16 protein-coding genes and 2 riboswitches are annotated in these 17,570 nt (G+C 68.3%); of the genes, 8 read left to right on the top strand and 8 right to left on the bottom strand.

The genetic code is table 11. The features are described from left to right. Positions 1-39 precede the first annotated feature (39 nt). A complete protein-coding gene (locus EPA99_RS11180) occupies positions 40-1,512 on the top strand; it encodes a GGDEF domain-containing protein (RefSeq protein WP_129471300.1) in 1,473 nt (490 codons plus the stop codon). A 116-nt stretch (positions 1,513-1,628) separates the two neighbouring features. On the opposite strand, the gene gcvP is transcribed toward EPA99_RS11180, so the two are convergent. Next, entirely contained in the window at positions 1,629-4,517 is a 2,889-nt protein-coding gene (gcvP, locus tag EPA99_RS11175) for an aminomethyl-transferring glycine dehydrogenase (protein WP_129471299.1), read from the bottom strand. Positions 4,518-4,605: 88 nt separating this feature from the next. After that, positions 4,606-4,725: riboswitch (glycine riboswitch) on the bottom strand. Between the two features lie 317 nt (positions 4,726-5,042). On the opposite strand from gcvP, the gene EPA99_RS11170 reads away from it, so the two are divergent. The 3 genes from EPA99_RS11170 (at position 5,043) to EPA99_RS11160 (ending at position 7,333) form a co-directional block, all read left to right on the top strand. Next, positions 5,043-6,293, top strand: a complete 1,251-nt coding sequence (locus tag EPA99_RS11170; protein ID WP_129471298.1) for a multidrug effflux MFS transporter — start codon at positions 5,043-5,045, stop codon at positions 6,291-6,293. 81 nt (positions 6,294-6,374) lie between these two features. After that, complete coding sequence (locus EPA99_RS11165) at positions 6,375-6,785, top strand: hypothetical protein (RefSeq protein ID WP_129471297.1); 411 nt, start codon at positions 6,375-6,377, stop codon at positions 6,783-6,785. Positions 6,786-6,799: 14 nt separating this feature from the next. Further along, a complete protein-coding gene (locus EPA99_RS11160; RefSeq protein ID WP_129471296.1) occupies positions 6,800-7,333 on the top strand; it encodes a GNAT family N-acetyltransferase in 534 nt (177 codons plus the stop codon). A 93-nt stretch (positions 7,334-7,426) separates the two neighbouring features. On the opposite strand, the gene EPA99_RS11155 is transcribed toward EPA99_RS11160, so the two are convergent. From EPA99_RS11155 to EPA99_RS11125, 7 genes are all read right to left on the bottom strand, one after another. Continuing rightward, positions 7,427-8,011 (bottom strand): manganese efflux pump MntP, encoded by a 585-nt coding sequence (locus tag EPA99_RS11155; RefSeq protein ID WP_129471295.1) that lies wholly within the window; start codon positions 8,009-8,011, stop codon positions 7,427-7,429. A gap of 14 nt (positions 8,012-8,025) precedes the next feature. Further along, positions 8,026-8,206: riboswitch (yybP-ykoY riboswitch) on the bottom strand. Positions 8,207-8,274: 68 nt separating this feature from the next. Further along, positions 8,275-10,338, bottom strand: a complete 2,064-nt coding sequence (locus EPA99_RS11150) for a M2 family metallopeptidase (RefSeq protein ID WP_129471294.1) — start codon at positions 10,336-10,338, stop codon at positions 8,275-8,277. A gap of 150 nt (positions 10,339-10,488) precedes the next feature. Beyond that, positions 10,489-10,980, bottom strand: a complete 492-nt coding sequence (locus EPA99_RS11145) for a hypothetical protein (RefSeq protein ID WP_129471293.1) — start codon at positions 10,978-10,980, stop codon at positions 10,489-10,491. A gap of 19 nt (positions 10,981-10,999) precedes the next feature. Further along, positions 11,000-11,254 (bottom strand): cell division topological specificity factor MinE, encoded by a 255-nt coding sequence (gene minE, locus EPA99_RS11140; RefSeq protein ID WP_129471292.1) that lies wholly within the window; start codon positions 11,252-11,254, stop codon positions 11,000-11,002. Positions 11,255-11,256: 2 nt separating this feature from the next. Beyond that, positions 11,257-12,066: a septum site-determining protein MinD gene (gene minD, locus EPA99_RS11135; protein WP_129471291.1), complete on the bottom strand. Its 810-nt coding sequence runs from the start codon at positions 12,064-12,066 to the stop codon at positions 11,257-11,259. Between the two features lie 79 nt (positions 12,067-12,145). Beyond that, positions 12,146-12,898, bottom strand: a complete 753-nt coding sequence (gene minC / locus EPA99_RS11130; RefSeq protein ID WP_164978635.1) for a septum site-determining protein MinC — start codon at positions 12,896-12,898, stop codon at positions 12,146-12,148. Continuing rightward, positions 12,895-13,491: a GNAT family N-acetyltransferase gene (locus tag EPA99_RS11125; RefSeq protein WP_129471290.1), complete on the bottom strand. Its 597-nt coding sequence runs from the start codon at positions 13,489-13,491 to the stop codon at positions 12,895-12,897. The genes minC and EPA99_RS11125 overlap by 4 nt, the downstream gene beginning before the upstream one ends. Positions 13,492-13,840: 349 nt before the next feature. Here EPA99_RS11125 and EPA99_RS11120 point away from each other — a divergent pair, with 349 nt between their 5' ends. The 4 genes from EPA99_RS11120 (at position 13,841) to EPA99_RS11105 (ending at position 17,490) form a co-directional block, all read left to right on the top strand. Then, positions 13,841-15,082: a sensor histidine kinase gene (locus EPA99_RS11120; RefSeq protein WP_129471289.1), complete on the top strand. Its 1,242-nt coding sequence runs from the start codon at positions 13,841-13,843 to the stop codon at positions 15,080-15,082. Next, entirely contained in the window at positions 15,079-15,720 is a 642-nt protein-coding gene (locus EPA99_RS11115) for a response regulator (RefSeq protein WP_129471288.1), read from the top strand. The genes EPA99_RS11120 and EPA99_RS11115 overlap by 4 nt, the downstream gene beginning before the upstream one ends. 7 nt (positions 15,721-15,727) lie before the next feature. Next, positions 15,728-15,871, top strand: coding sequence for a transcriptional regulator (locus tag EPA99_RS19160; RefSeq protein ID WP_129471287.1), 144 nt, complete (start codon positions 15,728-15,730; stop codon positions 15,869-15,871). Positions 15,872-16,275: 404 nt separating this feature from the next. Next, positions 16,276-17,490, top strand: coding sequence for a polyketide cyclase (locus EPA99_RS11105; RefSeq protein WP_129471286.1), 1,215 nt, complete (start codon positions 16,276-16,278; stop codon positions 17,488-17,490). Positions 17,491-17,570 lie beyond the last annotated feature (80 nt).

The raw sequence follows: 17,570 nt of genomic DNA, 5'->3' as shown, positions 1-17,570 counted from the left end.
CCCCGGGGTGCTGCCTTCGACTGAAGGGTTCAATGCACCATGCTGGTCTCGGGGATCGCCGTGCTGCTGTTGCTCCTGCATTTGCTGCTGGCCTGGCGAACGGGTTCGGCCGGTGGTGTGCTGCCGCAGCTGCTGACCATTGCCCTGCAGCTGATGGCGCTGTCCCTGCTGCTGCAGCGAGGACGGCGCAGCGCCCGGATGGGGCGTTCGCTCTGGCGCCTGCTGGCGGCTGCGGTGATGATGCAGGTGCTGTGGGCGGCGACCAATCTGCTGGCGTCGCTGCTGCCGGCCTACGCGGCCTGGCTGCAGGTGCTGGCGGTGGTGTTCTCGGCGCTGTACGTGGTCCCCGCCATGTACCTGATCGGCAGCGCCTTCAGCTCGCGCGAACCGCGCGCGGTGCGTGCCCTGGACCTGCTGCTGTCGGTGGTGCTGGCGGTGCTGCTGGGCGTGCTGGTGTTTGCGGTGCTCAATGGCGCCAGCATGCGTGGGGTGCCAGGCCAGGTGGTGATGGTCTGGCATGCCGACCTGATCGATTACACGCTGTGCGCGCTGGTGACGCTGCGCTTGCTGGGCGCACGCAGCCAGAGCCGGCGGGCGTTCTACTTCGCCGTCTGCAGCTTCCTGTGGGTCAACTCGGCGGTGGCCACGCTGTACAACCGGGTCGAACTGCAGGGCCTGCCGTGGTGGGCCCTGGTGCTGGTGGACCTGCCATACCTGCTGCTGATCCTGGTGGTCACGCGCCCGCCGCCGCGCTGGCTGCGGCGCTATCGACCCTCGCGGGCGACCGCCCAGGTGATCGCGGCGTTTGCCCCGGTGGCCATCGCGCTGGGGGTGCTGACCATGGGCATCACCATTTCGCAGCTGAACTTCTATCCGGGCGCACTGTCGGCGGTGCTGGCCGCGCTGGTCTATGGACTGCGCGTGGCGCTGATCCAGACCCGCCATGCCGACCAGCAGCGCCTGAGCGACCAGAGCAATCGCCAGCTGCAGGTGTTGCTGGGGACCGACCCGCTCACCGGCATCGCCAATCGCACGGTGTTCGAGGCGCGGCTGCGCGAAACGCTTTCGCGCGACATGGCCTGCTCACTGCTGATGATCGATATCGACCACTTCAAGCTGTTCAACGACAGCCAGGGCCACGTGGCCGGGGATGCCTGCCTGGTACAGGTGGCCGCCGCGTTGCGCAGCAGCCTGCGCCGCGCCGGCGACGTGGTGGCGCGCTTTGGCGGTGAGGAGTTCGTCGCCGTGCTGCCCGACACGCTGGCGCCCGAGGCCGAGGAGGTGGCCGTGCGGATGTTGCAGGCCGTCGATGTCCTGACGCTGCCGCATCCACAGTCCGCAACCGGCCACCTCACCATCAGCATCGGCGTGGCCAGCAGACTGCCAGGCGATGGTCTTGGCAATGGCACGCAGCTGCTCGAATGCGCCGACCTGGCCCTGTATGAGGCCAAGCGGGCAGGGCGCCATGGGTATCAGGTCGCTATGCCGCCCGTTGGGCGAGGAGTGGCTTGAGAGGAGTGAGTGCAGAGGAGTGAGGAGTGAGCGAGAGCGGGGCAGGGTGGCGCTGGCTGAGCTTTCGCTCACTCCTCACTCCTCGCCCCATCACTCACTCCTCCTCTCACTCCCCCTCACGCCTCGGCGTCTTCCTTATACGCATCGACCGGAATGCAGGCGCACATGATGTTCTTGTCGCCGTAGACGTTGTCCACGCGCGCCACCGGCGGCCAGTACTTGGCCTGCTTCAGCGAGGGCAGGGGGAAGGCGGCCAGTTCGCGCGGGTAGGCATGCACCCACTCGCTGCCAGTGACCTGCACCGCCGTGTGCGGGGCGTGCTTGAGCGGGTTGTCCTCGCGGTCCAGGCGGCCGTCTTCCACCGCGCGGATCTCCTCGCGAATCTGGATCATCGCGTCGATGAAGCGGTCCAGCTCGTGTTGGGATTCGCTCTCGGTCGGCTCGACCATGAGCGTGCCGGCGACCGGGAAGCTCAGGGTCGGGGCATGGAAGCCGAAGTCGATCAGGCGCTTGGCGATGTCCTCGGCGCTGATGCCGGTGATCTTCTCCAGCGGACGCACGTCCAGGATGCACTCGTGCGCGACCAATCCGTTGCGACCGGTGTAAAGCGTCTTGTAGTGCGGCGCCAGGCGCTTGGCGATGTAGTTGGCGTTGAGCAGGGCCACCTGCGTAGCCTTGCGCAGGCCACCGGTGCCCATCATGGTGATGTACATCCAGCTGATCGGCAGGATCGAGGCCGAACCAAAGCTGGCGGCCGAGACCATGCCCACATCGCCTTGCCCGCCCAGCGTGCGCGGCAGGAACGGCGCCAGGTGCGACTTGACCGCGCACGGGCCCACGCCCGGGCCGCCGCCGCCGTGCGGGATGCAGAAGGTCTTGTGCAGGTTCAGGTGCGACACGTCCGAGCCCCACTTGCCGGGCTTGGCCACGCCGACCAGGGCGTTCATGTTGGCGCCATCGGTATAGACCTGGCCGCCGTGCGCGTGCACGGCCTCGCAGATGGCCACCACGTCCTCCTCGAACACGCCGTGCGTGGACGGGTAGGTGATCATCAGCGCGGCCAGGCGGTCGGCGTACTTGTCGGCCTGCGCGCGGATGTCCTGGACATCGACATTGCCGTTGGCATCGCACTTGGTGACCACGACCTTCATGCCGCACATCTGCGCCGAGGCCGGGTTGGTGCCGTGGGCCGATTCGGGGATCAGGCAGATGTCGCGATGGCCTTCGCCGCGCGAGCGGTGGTAGGCACGGATCGCCAGCAAGCCGGCGTACTCGCCCTGCGCGCCGGAGTTGGGCTGCAGGCTGACCGCGTCATAGCCGGTGCATTCCACCAGCATCGCCTCCAGCTCATCGATCAGCTGCTTGTAGCCGGTCGACTGCGCGGCCGGGGCCAAGGGGTGGATGGCGCCGAACTCCGGCCAGGTCACCGGGATCATCTCGGCGGTGGCGTTGAGCTTCATGGTGCAGCTGCCCAGCGGGATCATGGTGCGATCCATTGCTAGGTCCTTGTCGGCCAGGGCGCGCATGTAGCGCAGCAGTTCGTGCTCGCTGTGGTGGGTGTTGAACACCGGGTGCTGCAGGAACGCGCTGGTGCGCAGCAGGCCCTGCGGCAGCGCATCGGCGGTGCTGGCATCCAGTGCATCGACGTCGACCGTGGCACCGAACAGCGCACCCAGCGCGACCAGGTCGGCGCGGGTGGTGGTCTCGTCCAGGCTGATGCCCACCGCTTCGCTATCGATCACGCGCAGGTTGATGCCCGCGGCCTGGGCCTTGGCGTGGATCGCATCGGCCTGCACGCCCTTGACGTGCAAGGTGTCGAAGAAGTGCTCGCCGACCTGGACGCCGGCGCCGCGCAGCGCGGCGGCCAGGATCGCCGCCAGGCGATGGGTGCGCCGGGCGATCCGGGTCAGGCCCTGGGGGCCGTGGTAGACCGCGTACATCGAGGCCATCACCGCCAGCAGCACCTGCGCGGTGCAGATGTTGGAGGTCGCCTTCTCGCGGCGGATGTGCTGCTCGCGGGTCTGCAGGGTCAGGCGATAGGCCGGGTTGCCCTGCGAATCGATGGACACGCCGATCAGGCGGCCCGGCATCGAGCGCTTGTACGCATCGCGGCAGGCCATGAACGCCGCATGCGGGCCGCCGAAGCCGAACGGCACGCCGAAGCGCTGCGAGTTGCCCACCACGATGTCCGCGCCCCATTCGCCGGGCGCGGCGATCAGGGTCAGGGCCAGCAGGTCGGTGGCCACGGCGATCAGACCGCCACGCGCGTGCACCGCATCGGCCAGGGCCTGGTGCTCGGCCAGCGTCTGGAACGCGAGCTGGCCGAAGGTGTCCGGATACTGCAGCAGCACGCCGAAGCACTCGGCCTCCATCGCCTGCTGCGGCGTGCCCAGTTCCAGCACGATGCCCAGCGGCTCGGCGCGGGTGCGCAGCAGCTCCAGCGTCTGCGGGTGCACGGCGTCATGCACGAAGAACACGTCGGACTTGGACTTGGCCGAACGCTTGGCCAGGGTCATCGCCTCGGCCGCGGCGGTGGCTTCGTCCAGCAGCGAGGCGTTGGCGATCTCCATGCCGGTCAGGTCCGCGCACAGGGTCTGGAAGTTGATCAGTGCTTCCATGCGCCCCTGGGAGATCTCGGCCTGGTAGGGCGTGTAGGCGGTGTACCAGGCCGGGTTTTCCAGGATGTTGCGCAGGATCACCTTGGGCGTGTGGGTGCCGTAGTAGCCCTGGCCGATGAAGCTCTTGAACACCTGGTTCTTCAGCGCGATCTGGCGGATCTTGGCCAGCGCTTCTTCCTCGGTGATCGACTCGGGCAGGGCCAGCGGGGCCGGCGACTTGATCGATCCCGGCACGATGGCGTCGGTCATCGACTCTAGGGTCGGATGGCCCACCACGGCGAGCATCTGCGCGATCTCGGCGTCGTTGGGGCCGATGTGGCGTTCGACGAAGGCGGCGTGGTGTTCGAGGTCGCGCAGCGAAGCGGTGTTCTGGGACATGGCAGGCATCCGGAAGAGTGGGGCACGCGAAAGTTCGAAAGCCGCCCGGCCAGCCGCGATCCGCCATGCGGACCTGCGACAGGCACGTGCGTCTTCCTCGCGCCCCTCTGTCCTTCTGCCTGAGAGTTTAAAAGCGCGGTGTCGCTGCGCTTCGTGCCCCTTCGGCGCCGGTGCCGGGCCTTGTCACGGGCCGACCGGTCTCTCCAGAGTGTGTGCTGCCTGTGGTGGTATCGGGCCTGAGCGATTACGGGCGTTGCGCCTTCGGCAGCGGGCACTCCCTGTGGCCGCGCTTCTCCCACCGTGTTGCCCGCCCAGTATACCGGGCCGGGCGCGGCATCGTGGGGCGCCGGCCGGCCACTGTGGGGTGAATATGCGCAGCGCATGAACAGGCGGCGGGCGCCTGGCGTGAAGGCCATGGGCGACCGGGCTTATGATGTGCGCCTTCGCAAGCCACTCCTTCGTCCTGCAGCGCCTCTTTCAGGACGCGATGCCGCGCGTGCTTCGCAACGCGCGCACTCCCCCAGGAACCCCGCAATGACGCTGTCCGCCACCTCGACGCGACGCCTGGCCCTGCTGCTGGCCGGGCTGGCGATGTTCGGGCCGTTCTCCATCGACACGATGTTCCCGGCTTTCCCGCAGCTGGCCCAGCGCATGGCGGTGGACCAGGTGGCGATCCAGCAGACCATCAGCGTGTACCTGCTGGCCTATGGCGCCATGAGCATCGCCCACGGCCCGATGTCCGATGCCTGGGGCCGCAGGCGGGTGATCCTGGCCGGGCTGCTGGTGTTCGTGGCGGCCTCGGTGGGCTGCGCCTTGTCGCGCGACCTGCCCACGCTGCTGCTGTTCCGCGCCTTGCAGGGGCTGTCGGCGGGCGTGGGCATGATCGTGGGCCGGGCGGTGATCCGCGACCTGTTCCAGGGCCACGAGGCGCAGCGCCTGATGAGCCAGGTGTCGATGATCTTCGGCATCGCCCCGGCCATTGCGCCCATCATCGGCGGCTGGCTGTTGCTCACCGGGGCCGGCTGGCCGTTGATCTTCTGGTTCCTGGTCGCCTTCGCCCTGGTGCTGCTGGTGGCCACGGCGCTGTGGCTGCCTGAGACCCACCCCGTGCAGGCGCGCACGCCGCTCTCGCCCAAGCCGCTGTTGCGGGCCTATCTGGAGATCGGCACCAACGCGCGCTTCCAGCGCCTGGCCGCGGCCGGTGCGCTGATGTTCGCCGGGGTGTTCCTGTACATCGCCTCGGCCCCGGCGCTGGTGATGGGGTTGCTGGGACTGGGCGAGCGCGATTTCGCATGGCTGTTCATCCCGACCATCGGCGGCATGACCCTGGGCTCGTTCCTGTCCGGGCGCATGGCCGGGCGCCTGCATCCGGCCAGCCAGGTGCGCGTGGGCTTCATCTGCTGCGGCGTAGCGGCCCTGGCCAACGTCGGCTACACGCTGTCGGTGGAGCAGATCGCCGTGCCCTGGGCGGTGCTGCCGATCTTCCTGTCCGGTTGCGGCGTGGGCCTGGTGTTTCCGATCCTGGCGCTGGCGGTGCTGGACATGTATCCGCGCCAGCGCGGCCTGGCCTCGTCCCTGCAAGCCTTCGTGCAGCTGATGACCAACGCCATCGTCGCCGGCGTGCTGTCGCCAATGCTGAGCGCCTCGGCCCTGCACCTGGCCCTGGGCTCGATGGCGTTCTTCGTCTCCGGCTGGCTGTTCTGGCGCTGGGAGCGGCGTGCCGGCCGGCGCCTGCCCAGGCAGGATGCCATCACCCCCAGGCTTGAACCCACCGACCACGCCTGAGACCCTGTCCCGGCACCTGTCGGGCGCCGCTGGCGCAGCGCAGATGCCGCCCACGTCCATGTCTTGATCGTCAGGAAATCCATGTCCATCACTTCGAAGGCCCGCCGCGACGCCAAGCGTCGCCAGGAAAAGCGCCAGGAAAACCAGGCCGCGGCCAAGGCCTCGCCGATCGAGCCGCATGCCGAGCTGCGCGACCAGGCGCGCAAGCTGCTGGCCGGTGTCGTGCGCCGCGATGGCCAGTGGGTGCTGGGCATGGACGGCCGTATCGCCGGCGAGTCGGACAGCGCCGCGCGCGTGCTGGCCCTGATCATGCAGGCGGCCGAGCTGCACGAGCGGCAGGGCACGCCGGTACGGCTGGTGTACTCCGATGCGCTCAAGGACGCCGCGCATGCCGAGGCGCGCAGCGAGGGCCTGGATTTCGAGCAGTACAAGGCGCGCCTGGCCGGCACGCCGGCAGCGGCGGCTGCCGTCGGGGGCGACGCGGCGGCGTGAGCGTGGCCTGGCCCGTGAGCGCGCCGCAGCTGCGCCCGGTATGCAGCCACGATGGACCGGCGCTGGTGGCCGCGCATCGCGCCAGCCGCGCCCTGCATCGCGGCTGGGTGACGCCTTGCCTGGACATGGCCGGCTTCGAACTGTGGTTCGCGCGCGTGGTGCGCGGCGAGCTGGTGAGCCTGCTGGCCACGGCCCAAATCGAGACATCCGCCGGCGCCGGCCCGGCCGAGGTCATCGTCGGTGTCTGCAATTTCAGCCAGATCGTGCTGGGAAACTTCTGCAGCGCTTACCTGGGCTACTACGCCTGCGAGCCGGCGGCGGGGCGGGGGCTGATGACGCCGGTGCTGCGGATGGCCACGCGTTATGGCTTCACCCAGCTGGGGCTGCACCGCATCGAGGCCAACATCCAGCCGGACAACCTGCGCTCGCGCGCGCTGGTGCAGCGGGTGGGGTTCCGACGCGAGGGCTATTCGCCGCGCTATCTCAAGATCGAGGGCCAGTGGCGCGACCACGAGCGCTGGGCCCTGCTGGCCGACGATCCGGCCTGACCCGCGAAGCGCGGCTGCGCACCTGATTTGGCCCGATATCCGAACGGCGTGCAGCGGTCCTGCGACAGCTGCGACGCCGTCCCTGGCGCTGCCTCAGGCCGCTCCGCTGAGGTGCTCGTACAGCACGGCTGAGCCGACCACGATCAGGATCACCCCGCCCAGCATTTCCGCGCGCTTGCCGATCAGCGTGCCCAGCGCGCGGCCAGCCATCACCCCGACGCTGACCATGGTGAAAGTGCACAGGCCGATGACCGCGGCCACCGCCCAGATGTTCACGTCGACGAAGGCCAGGCCAACGCCGACGGCCATCGCATCGATGCTGGTGGCCAAGCCGGCCAGCGCCACGCTCATCAGCCGGCCGCCCTTGCCGTTGGCGGTGACCGCCTCCAGCTCGTCCTCGTCCTCATCGGTCACGGCCTTGTAGATCATGTGCAGGCCCAGCGCGGTCAGCAGGCCGAAGGCGACCCAATGGTCCCAGGCCTCGATGTACTTGGAGGCGGCCGCGCCGAGCAGCCAGCCGATGATGGGGGTGAGGGCTTCGACCACACCGAAGATCAGGCCGATGCGCAGGGCCTCGGGCAGGCGCACGCGCTCCATGCCGGCGCCCTTGCCGAGCGCGGCGGCGAAGGCATCGGTGGACATGGCCAGGCCGAGGAAGAGGATGGAAACGGGATTCATGGCGGGATGGCTCTGAACGGTCGGGACTTCGTGCGGACGAACGAACAACGTCCGCGCCCGACCGGGCTACGTCCGCCGCTCGTTGGTCTCGCCAACCGTCAGGTCGCGCCGCCATGGCCGATTCAGGCCAAGGATGTTGACGGCGCGGCTTCCACGAAGCGGAAGCAGGCTACTCCCCAAGGAGAACTCCCGCTGCGGCCATGCAGCCGTTCGCGGAAGCGGGCCATTATAACGGCCCGCTCCATCGCGACGGCAAGCGTGGTTCAGGGCGTGGGCTTGGCCGTGCTGGCCTGCCAGCCGCAGCGCTGGCCTTCGTTCTGCTGCTTCAGCCAGCCCTGCAGCGGCGCGAAGTATTCCAGCAACGGGCCGGCGTCCATGCGGTCGCTGCCGGTCATGCCCTTGAGCGTGGCCTGCCAGGGTTGGCTGGCGCCCTTGCCCAGCATCGCCCAGAACTTCTGGCCGGCTACCTTGTTGCCGTAGAAGCTGCACTGGTTGAGCGGACCGGTGTGCCCGGCCGCATCGCACAGGGCCTTGTAGAACTGGAACTGCAGGATGTGCGCCATGAAATAGCGCGTGTACGGCGTGTTGCCGGGCACGTGGTACTTGGCGCCGGCGTCGAAGAAGGTTTCATCGCGCGGCGAGGCCGGCGCCACGCCCTGATACTGCGCCTTGAGCTGCCACCAGGCCTGGTTGTAGTGGTCCGGCTTGATCGAGCCGTCGAACACGCCCCAGCGCCAGCGGTCGATCATCAGCCCGAAGGGCAGGAAGGAGACCTTGGCCAGCGCCATGCGCATCTGCGCATTGACCAGCGCCTGCTGGTCCTGGCCTTCGCCCTGGGCCAGGCCGATCGAGCGTAGGTAGTCGGGCGTCATCGCCAGCACGATGGTGTCGCCGATGGCCTCGTGGAAGCCATCGTTGGCGCCACCCTGGAACAGCGGCGGCTGCGGGTTGTAGGCCAGGTCGTAATACAGGTGGCCCAGCTCGTGGTAGATCGTGGTGAAGTCCTCCTCGCCCGGGGCGATGCACATCTTGGTGCGCACATCGCCTTCCATGTTCATGTCCCAGGCGCTGGCGTGGCAGACCACGTTGCGGTCGCGCGGCTTGAGGAACTGGCTCTTGCTCCAGTAGCTCTCCGGCAGCTTGGGCATGCCCAGCGAGGTGTAGAAATCCTGCGCGCGGGCGGTCATGGCCTTGGCCGTGGCCAGGTCCGCGCGTTGGCGCAGGTCGGCGACCTGGGCGATGGCCGTATCGTAGGCGCGGCGGCTCAGGGCTTCGCGTTCCTCGTCCGACGGCGCATGGCCCAGCTGCTTGAGCTGGGTGGCGTAGGCGCCATCGCGAGCGCTTTCGAATGGATCCTGCGTGTCCAGCTTGGCCGCGGTCAACAGCTTCTCGTACTCGGCATCGGCCTGCGTGCGCAGGGCGCTGCCGATGTCCAGGCTGCCGGCACCGGGGTAGGGCTGCAGCAGGTCCCACAGGTTGCTCCAGTCCTGCTGCCACATGTTGCCCATCAGGTGCGCCGGCAGCAGGCCATCGACCTGGCCCCGGGCGCCGTACTGGGCGACCAGCTTGGTGCGGGCGTAGCAGTGCAGCTGCTCGTAGAGCGGCTTGACCTGGTTCCACAGTCGGTCGGTTTCCGCCGCCACCTCGCCCGGGGCCATGTCGTAGCCGCTGCGCCACAGCTCGCCGGTGTCGGCAAAGCCCATGTCGCGCGAGCCTTCGTTCACCAGTTCGGCAAAGCGGCTGTATTCCTGGCGCATCGGGATGGCCACGCTGTGCCAGCCCTGCCAGGCGTCGAGCTGTTGGTCGTAGTCGCGGCTGCTGCGCAGCACGTCCTCCAGCTCGCCCAGCTGGCGGCAGCGTCGCGCCTCGCCTTCGCCGGTGCAGTAGGCGCCCTCGCCGTAGGCGCCTTCCAGGCTGGTGGCGATGCGCGTCAGCTCGGACAGCTTGGCCGGGTCGTGGGGCGCGGGCATGGACGAGGACAGCTTCAGCAGCGCGATGGCGCGCGCGGTGGCCGGCGTCATCTTCTGGCCTTCGAACTTGCGCGACTGGGCGATCCAGGCGTTGAGCTGGGTCAGGTAGCGCTCGTTGGCCTTGGCGGCGATGCGCTGGCTGTCGTCGTTGATGTAGGTCGCCGAGAGCCACTGCGCCGAGGTGATCTCCGGGTACATCGCCTTGTACTCGTCGTTGACGCGCGCGATGAACGCATCGGCCGTCTCGCCCTTGGGGCTGGCCTCGGCCTCCTTCTTGGCGTCGTCGCTGCCGCAGCCAGCCAGCGTGGCCGCTCCCAGGCAGACGGACAGGACAAGCGGCAGGCGGCGTGGCGTCATGGCAATCCCCGGGCAACGGAAGCGGGCAGGCTAGTGGCAGCGGTGTCGCGCCGCAAGCGCGCCGCGCAGTAGCGGACCGCTCCCACAAAAAGCGCTTCTGACGAAGCGCGTTCTGCGGAAGGCCTGCCAAACCAGTACGGGACAGCGACCTCAGGCGTGCGGCAGCCCGCGCGCCTGCAGGAATGCGCGGGCATCCTCGGCATCCTGCTCGAACCAGGCCCGCGTCGAGCCCAGCCGGAATGAGTACCCCCACGCATCCATGTCGGCCATCAGCCGCTCCCGGCCCACGCCGGGCAATGCGTCGGCCAGCACGATCTGCAAGGCGCAGGTGGCGTCTTCCTCGATGTCCGAATCGGTCGCGTCGGTGTGGACCAGGGCGCGGCGCTCGGGCGGCAGCACGATCAGGTGGCAGGCCTCGTGCAGGAACGAGTGCACCGGCGTATCCGGGCGCACGTAGACCGTGCTGGCGATGACCCCGGCCTCCGGCTCGCCCCAGAAACTGCCGGGAATCTTGGCGCCGTCCGGCACGTGCTCGACCATCATGTCAAAGCGCGCCAGCAGGCGCGTCAGCGCCTCGGGCGCGATGTCGGCCACGCGCAGCACGTCCGGTTCCGGCGCGGGCGCCAGCGGCATGGCGTTCATCGCGGGGCCGGGCCTGGGCTCAGCCCTTGCCTTCGGGCAGGGCCACGGAAATGTCCAGTACGTCGTGGTCGCCATCCTTGAGCAGGTCGACCTTGACCGCATCGGCGTCGATGTTGACGTACTTCTTGATCACTTCCAGCAACTCGCGCTGCAGCAGCGGCAGGTAGTCCGGCGCGCCACGCTGGGTCCGCTCCTGCGCGATGATGATCTGCAGCCGGTTCTTCGCCGTTTCCGCGGTGTTCTTCTTCGCCTTCAGGAAATCGAACATGCCCATGCTCAACCTCCGAACAACTTGCTGAAGAAACCCTTCTTCTCGAACGTGGTGAAGCGCATCGGACGGTCCTCGCCCAACAGGCGCGCCACCGCATCGTCATAGGCCTGGCCGGCCGGGGATTCCAGATCCAGGATCACCGGCTCGCCCTTGTTGGAGGCGTTGAGCACGTCGCCGGACTCGGGGATCACGCCGATGGTCTTCAGCCCCAGGACTTCTTCCACGTCCTTGATCGAAAGCATTTCCCCGCTTTCCACGCGGGCCGGGTTGTAGCGCGTCAGCAGCAGGTGCGGCTTGAGCGTGCCGCCCTGTTCGGCCTTGCGGGTCTTGGAATCCAGCAGGCCCAGGATGCGGTCCGAATCGCGCACCGAGGACACTTCCGGGTTGACCACCACGATGGCCTTGTCGGCGAAGTACATCGCCAGGAACGCACCCTTCTCGATGCCGGCCGGCGAGTCGCAGATGATGAAGTCGAAACCGTCCGCGTCCAGGTCCTTGAGCACCTTCTCCACGCCTTCCTTGGTCAGCGCGTCCTTGTCCCGGGTCTGCGAGGCGGCCAGCACGTACAGATTCTCGAAACGCTTGTCCTTGATCAGCGCCTGCTTCAGCGTGGCCTCGCCCTGGGTGACGTTGACGAAGTCGTACACGACCCGGCGCTCGCAGCCCATGATCAGGTCCAGGTTGCGCAGGCCCACGTCGAAGTCGATGACCGCGACCTTCTTGCCGCGACGTGCCAGTCCGCAGGCGATGCTGGCGCTGGTGGTGGTCTTGCCGACGCCGCCCTTGCCGGAGGTGGTGACGATGATCTCAGCCAATGGTGTTCTCCTGGATATTGTTCTTGTCGGTGGATCAGGATGAAGCGTGGGCCGCGCGGGGGGCGCGGCGGGCATTTGGTCAGTCCAGCGCGGCCAGCATCAGCTGGTCGCCGTCCAGCCAGACCTGCACCGGGCGGCCGCGCAGGTCGCGGGGAATGTCGTCCAGCACCTTGTAGTGGCCGGCGATGGCGACCAGCTCGGCGTGGAACTCGCGGCAGAAGATGCGCGCCTCGACATTGCCCGAGGCGCCTGCCAGGGCACGGCCGCGCAGGCTGCCGTAGATGTGGATCGAGCCGTCGGAGATGACCTCGGCGCCAGCGCCGACGGTGGTCAGCACGGTCAGGTCGCGCTGCTCGGCATAGAGCTGCTGGCCCGACCGCACCGGGGTCTTCTGGATCATGCCCGGCATGCCGGCCGCGCGCGGCGGCTCCGGGGCGCGCGGTGGCGGCGCCGGGGCCGGGGCGGGCGCTGCCGCCTCCACGCGCTGGTACTGCTCGCGGAACTTGGCCAGCAGCGGCAGGCCGAGCTGTTCGGACAGTTCCTCGATCTCACGGGTGCCGTAGGCCAGGGCGCAGGGCAGCACGCCGGCGGCGCGCAGGCCGTCGATCAGGCTACGGGCGGTGGCAAGGTCCGGGGCCTGGGTCAGGCCGCCGAAATCGATGATGACCGCGGCGCGACCGAACAGCTTGGGTGCGCGCTCCACGCGCTCGCGCATCTCGCGCACCAGCGCCTCCACGTCCAGGGTCCGGATCCGCAGGTTGGCGATGCCGACCTGGCCGATCTTCAGTTCTCCGGCCTGCTCGTAGCTGGCGCTCAGGGTCGTTGCACTCATGTACCGGTTGGCCTCTCACTGTGCAGGCTGGCCGCCTTGCGTTCGCGTGTCCAGGGCAGGTCGGGAAGCACGCCGCCGTAGGTATCGCGCACCCAAGGGTAGCTGCACAGCTCCTTCATCAACATGCTGGCGCGGACGTGGACGTCCGGCATCACGTGCTGCCCGACTTCCTTGAAGCCGAAGCTGCCATGGAACAGCAGGGCGGGGTCGGCGCCGTGGTCCAGGAAGACCTCGCACGCCAATTGGGGGAAACGCAGTTCGGCGTAGCTTTGCACATCGGCGTAGAACGCGCGGCCGACGCCGCCGCCGCGGCGGCGGCTGGCCACCACGATGCGGTCGATGTAGAAGAAGCTGGGGTTGCGCTCGGCGAACCAGGCGAAGTTGCTGCTGTCATGGCCACTGCCGGAGCCGAAGCCCACCAGAAAGCCGGACAGGTTGCCGTCGCGCTCGGCGACGCGGAAGTATTCGGCGTGTTCGTAGAAGTGGTGCACCCGGGCCGCGTCCAGCGGCAGGATCGCCAGGCCAGCATTGTTGTTGAGGGCCAGGACGGAATCCAGCTCGTGCTCGCGCACGTCGCGGATGACGATCGACATACACACTCCGGGGGGAACGAAAGCGGTCCTGCCAGGGACCCACGGCGGGATTATCGCACGCCAGGGAGAGCGGGGAGCGCGGAGTGAGCATCGGGCCAGAGGAACGAGTGCGGAGGAACGAGGAACGAGTGATGCAGCCGAGGGGCGGCCGGCCCCGGCGAGCGCTCCCGCTCGTTTCTCGTTCCTCTCCCCTCGTTCCTGCATCCCAGGAAGCCCGGCCATCTGTGTCCGGCTGTGGAGAGGAACGAGTGCGGAGGAACGAGGAACGAGTAGGGGCGCTTACCCGGCTCTCGTCCCCATCACTCGTTTCTCGTTCCTATCCACTCGCTCCTGCCCCTAAGATGCCGGGATGTTGGGAGCCATCAGCCATATCCGCCTGTTGCGTGCCGCCGGCCTGTACACCTGGGCGCTGGTGGGCATTCCGATCGTGCTGAACGTGTGGTTCCTGCCGCCCTCGCGCGGGGCCGAGGGCGCCGGCCTGAACGTGCCGATGTCGCTGCTGGCCTACCTGGCCTTCGGTGCCGCCTACTGGCTGGCCACGCGCACCCTCAACGACCGCCCGCGACGCCTGTCGGCGGCCAACCTGGCGCTGCTGGTGGTGCTGATCGCCTCGGCGGTGGCCGTGGGGTACTACACCTCCACCGGCCTGGGCGCGCTGCTGCTGGCGGTGCTGGCGGGGGTGTTGCCCTGGCTGCTGGACCTGCGCCAGGCCGTGCTGTGGCTGATGTTCGCGCACGTGCCGCTGGTGCCCTCGTTCATGGCGCGGGACGACTTCAATTTCTGGGAGTCGGTGTTCCAGTCCTCCTTTTACGTGGGCTTTGCCGCCTTCGTGCTGCTGACCGCCTTCGTCGCCCGGCAGCAGGCGCAGGCGCGCGACGAGCAGCGCCGGCTCAACGCCGAGCTGCGCGCCACCCGCGTGCTGCTGGCCGAAAGCGCACGGGTCAACGAGCGCACGCGCATCTCCCGCGAGCTGCACGATCTGCTCGGCCACCACCTGACCGCGCTGAGCCTGAACCTGGAAGTGGCCAGCCACGTCACCGAGGGGCGGGCGCAGGAACATGTCCGCCAGGCCCACAGCCTGGCGCGGCTGCTGCTGACCGATGTGCGCGAGGCGGTCAGCCATTTGCGCCAGTCCGATGCCATCGACCTGGGCGCGGCGCTGCTGCCGTTGGCCGAGCAGGTGCCCTCGCTGCGGATCCACCTGGACCTGGACCAGCCGCTGACCCTGGAGGACCCTGAACGCGCCCACGTGCTGCTGCGCTGCGCCCAGGAAATCATCACCAATGCCGTCCGCCACGCCGGGGCAGGCAACCTGTGGCTGTCCTGCCGCCGCGAGGGCCCTGACATGCTGATCCAGGCCCGCGACGACGGCCGCGGCAGCGAGGAGGTGCTGGCCGGCAACGGCCTGCGCGGCATGCGCGAGCGCCTGCGCCAGCATGGCGGCCAGATGCAGATCGATACCGCGCCGGGCAAGGGCTTCGCCCTGCACCTGCGCCTGCCGGTAGAGTCCAAGGACCCGCTGGTGGTCACCCCGCTGCCGGCCCCCGGCCGGGCGGCTTCCTCACTCACATCTGCCGGAGACGCAGCATGATCCGAGTCTGTTTGGTCGACGACCAGAACCTGGTGCGGCAGGGAATCCGCTCGCTGCTGGCGCTGGACGATGGCATCGAGGTGGTCGGCGAGGCCGCCGACGGCCGCCAGGCGGTGGAGCTGATCCCCCAGCTCAAGCCGGACGTGGTGCTGATGGACATGCGCATGCCGGCCATGTCCGGGCTGGAGGCCCTGCAGGCCCTGGCGCGGCTGGGCCAGCTGCCGCCGAGCATCATCCTGACCACCTTCGACGACGACCAGCTGGTGCTGGCCGGGCTGAAGGCCGGAGCCAAGGGCTACCTGCTCAAGGACGTCTCGCTGGAGCAGCTGGTCGGCGCCATCCGCACCGTGGCCGATGGCGGCTCGCTGGTGCAGCCGGCGGTGACCCAGCGCCTGCTGACCGGGCTGGAGCAGATGCGCAACGAGTTCACCAGCCTGGACCGGCCCGACCCGCTGACCGACCGGGAGACCGAGATCCTGCGCTTGATGGCCTCGGGCTTCTCCAACAAGGAGATCGCCAACTCCCTGGGCGTGGCCGAGGGCACCATCAAGAACCACGTCTCCAACATCCTGTCCAAGCTCGGCGTGCGCGACCGCACCCGGGCGGTGCTGAAGGCCTTCGAGCTGCAACTGGTCTGACGGCAGGATGCCCGGCCCGTCGCAGCGCGACGGGCGTTCGGCGCCACGCGAGGCAGTGCCTCGCATGCCGTGGCGCCTCACCCTGTCCAAGCTCGGCGTGCGCGACCGCACCCGGGCGGTGCTGAAGGCCTTCGAGCTGCAACTGGTCTGACGGCAGGATGCCCGGCCCGTCGCAGCGGGTTGTGGGAACCGATTCATCGGCGAATGGGCTCTCCCGGGCAAGCCTCATCGCCGATGAACCGGCTCCCATAGCACTTGCATGGCTGTGCCGCCAACCAGCAATGCGCAAGACAGGGCCGATGGAGCGCGGGGCCGACATGCACAAACCGGTCAGGTCGGTTTCACCAGCAATTGATTCGATTTAGATGCGCGCCTGGCGTGAAATGGTTAGCGATTCGTTACGTCGGCATGCGCAGCGTGAGGGTCCGGAGAAATCGGTCGCTTCCGGCACGGAAATGCGGGTGAAAACAGGCTGACCGTTGCCGTGCAAGCCTGTTAGGATTCGGGTTTCCCCGCTTTTTCATCTGGCCTGGCACCGGCCCCGGAGACTCCTGAATGACCCGTTTGATCGAGTTCTTGATTGCACTGGCGCTGGTTGTGGCGCTGTTTCTGATAGTCGCGCTGGTGCTGCCGTCAAAGCGTCATCTGGAAGAGAGCGTCGAGACCAACCGCAAGATGACCATCGTCTACGATACGGTCAGCAACGTGCGTCGTTTGAAGGACTGGAACTCGCTGATTCCGAACAACCCGTCCGAGCTGCAGTACTCCGGCGGCACGGCTGGCAACTCCGGCCAGGGCGCCAAGGTGACCTTCTCCTCGGACCTGCGTCCGTCCTGGAAGAATGGCAGCTGGGAAATCGTCTCGGCCGAGCCGCCGGCGAGCGGCGGCGCCTCCAAGGTGGTCTACGCGATCCAGGACGGGACCCAGGGCACCAACAAGTCGGCGACCTTCAACCTGACCCCCACGGGCAAGGGCAACCGCAACGTCCGCATCAGCGCCATCTATGACGTGGAGTACGGCTGGAATCTGTTCGGCCGCTTCACCGGCATGTACCTGAGCAGCCAGGTCGGCGACAGCCTGAAGTCGAGCCTGGGCAAGCTGACCACCAACCTGGCCAGCATCCCGAACTTCGACTACCGCACCGAAGGCAGCAAGCTGGTCGATCTGAAGATCGCCGACGTGCCGGCCGAGAACCTGCTGGTGGTCAACGCCGGCAACATCGAGCGCAACAACGACGCCATCAAGAAGTCCATCCAGGACAACCAGGAGTGGATCAAGCGCGTGATGGACAAGAACGGCCTGGAGCCGGCCGGTCCGCTGCGCATCATCACCACCGACTTCGGCGCCGAGCGCTATGCCTTCGACGTGGCCCAGCCGGTCCGCAAGAAGGGCAACGCGCCCAAGGCCGACGACAAGAAGGACGACGCCACCGCCGCCGCGCCTGCCGCACCGGCAGCCGATGCCGCCGCTCCGGCGGGCGAGCTGAAGGTCAATGTCGATGGCACCCCGGTGACCTACGTCCACACCCAGCCGCACCAGGCCGCCAACGCCCACTACACCGGCTACATGGCCGAGCTGGACGCCATGCGCAACGCGATGCGCGCCTGGGCGCTGACCAATGGCTACGACGTGACCGAGCGTCCGTACGACGTCTGGAACGGCGGCGTGGAGAAGATGTCCTCCGAGGATGGCTCCTACGATCTGTTCTGGCAGATCAAGGACCCGAACGCAGCCGCCCAGGCGGCTGCCGTGGCCACCCAGAAGAAGTAAGCGGTCAGCCCCGCCTGGGGTGAGCCGGCATCAACGACAACGCGCCGCCTCCGAGCGGCGCGTTGTCGTTACGGGGCAGC

This window comes from Pseudoxanthomonas composti (assembly GCF_004122095.1).
Taxonomy (GTDB): domain Bacteria; phylum Pseudomonadota; class Gammaproteobacteria; order Xanthomonadales; family Xanthomonadaceae; genus Pseudoxanthomonas_A; species Pseudoxanthomonas_A composti.
Note: the sequence above shows the minus strand (reverse complement) of the source record. Positions and strands in the feature narration are given on the sequence as shown.

Coding starts and splice junctions, on each gene's coding strand:
- EPA99_RS11180 (WP_129471300.1), top strand. CDS start 40: ATGCTGGTCTCGGGGATCGCCGTGCTGCTGTTGCTCCTGCATTTGCTG.
- gcvP (WP_129471299.1), bottom strand. CDS start 4,517: ATGCCTGCCATGTCCCAGAACACCGCTTCGCTGCGCGACCTCGAACAC.
- EPA99_RS11170 (WP_129471298.1), top strand. CDS start 5,043: ATGACGCTGTCCGCCACCTCGACGCGACGCCTGGCCCTGCTGCTGGCC.
- EPA99_RS11165 (WP_129471297.1), top strand. CDS start 6,375: ATGTCCATCACTTCGAAGGCCCGCCGCGACGCCAAGCGTCGCCAGGAA.
- EPA99_RS11155 (WP_129471295.1), bottom strand. CDS start 8,011: ATGAATCCCGTTTCCATCCTCTTCCTCGGCCTGGCCATGTCCACCGAT.
- EPA99_RS11150 (WP_129471294.1), bottom strand. CDS start 10,338: ATGACGCCACGCCGCCTGCCGCTTGTCCTGTCCGTCTGCCTGGGAGCG.
- EPA99_RS11145 (WP_129471293.1), bottom strand. CDS start 10,980: ATGAACGCCATGCCGCTGGCGCCCGCGCCGGAACCGGACGTGCTGCGC.
- minE (WP_129471292.1), bottom strand. CDS start 11,254: ATGGGCATGTTCGATTTCCTGAAGGCGAAGAAGAACACCGCGGAAACG.
- minC (WP_164978635.1), bottom strand. CDS start 12,898: ATGAGTGCAACGACCCTGAGCGCCAGCTACGAGCAGGCCGGAGAACTG.
- EPA99_RS11125 (WP_129471290.1), bottom strand. CDS start 13,491: ATGTCGATCGTCATCCGCGACGTGCGCGAGCACGAGCTGGATTCCGTC.
- EPA99_RS11120 (WP_129471289.1), top strand. CDS start 13,841: ATGTTGGGAGCCATCAGCCATATCCGCCTGTTGCGTGCCGCCGGCCTG.
- EPA99_RS11115 (WP_129471288.1), top strand. CDS start 15,079: ATGATCCGAGTCTGTTTGGTCGACGACCAGAACCTGGTGCGGCAGGGA.
- EPA99_RS19160 (WP_129471287.1), top strand. CDS start 15,728: ATGCCCGGCCCGTCGCAGCGCGACGGGCGTTCGGCGCCACGCGAGGCA.
- EPA99_RS11105 (WP_129471286.1), top strand. CDS start 16,276: ATGACCCGTTTGATCGAGTTCTTGATTGCACTGGCGCTGGTTGTGGCG.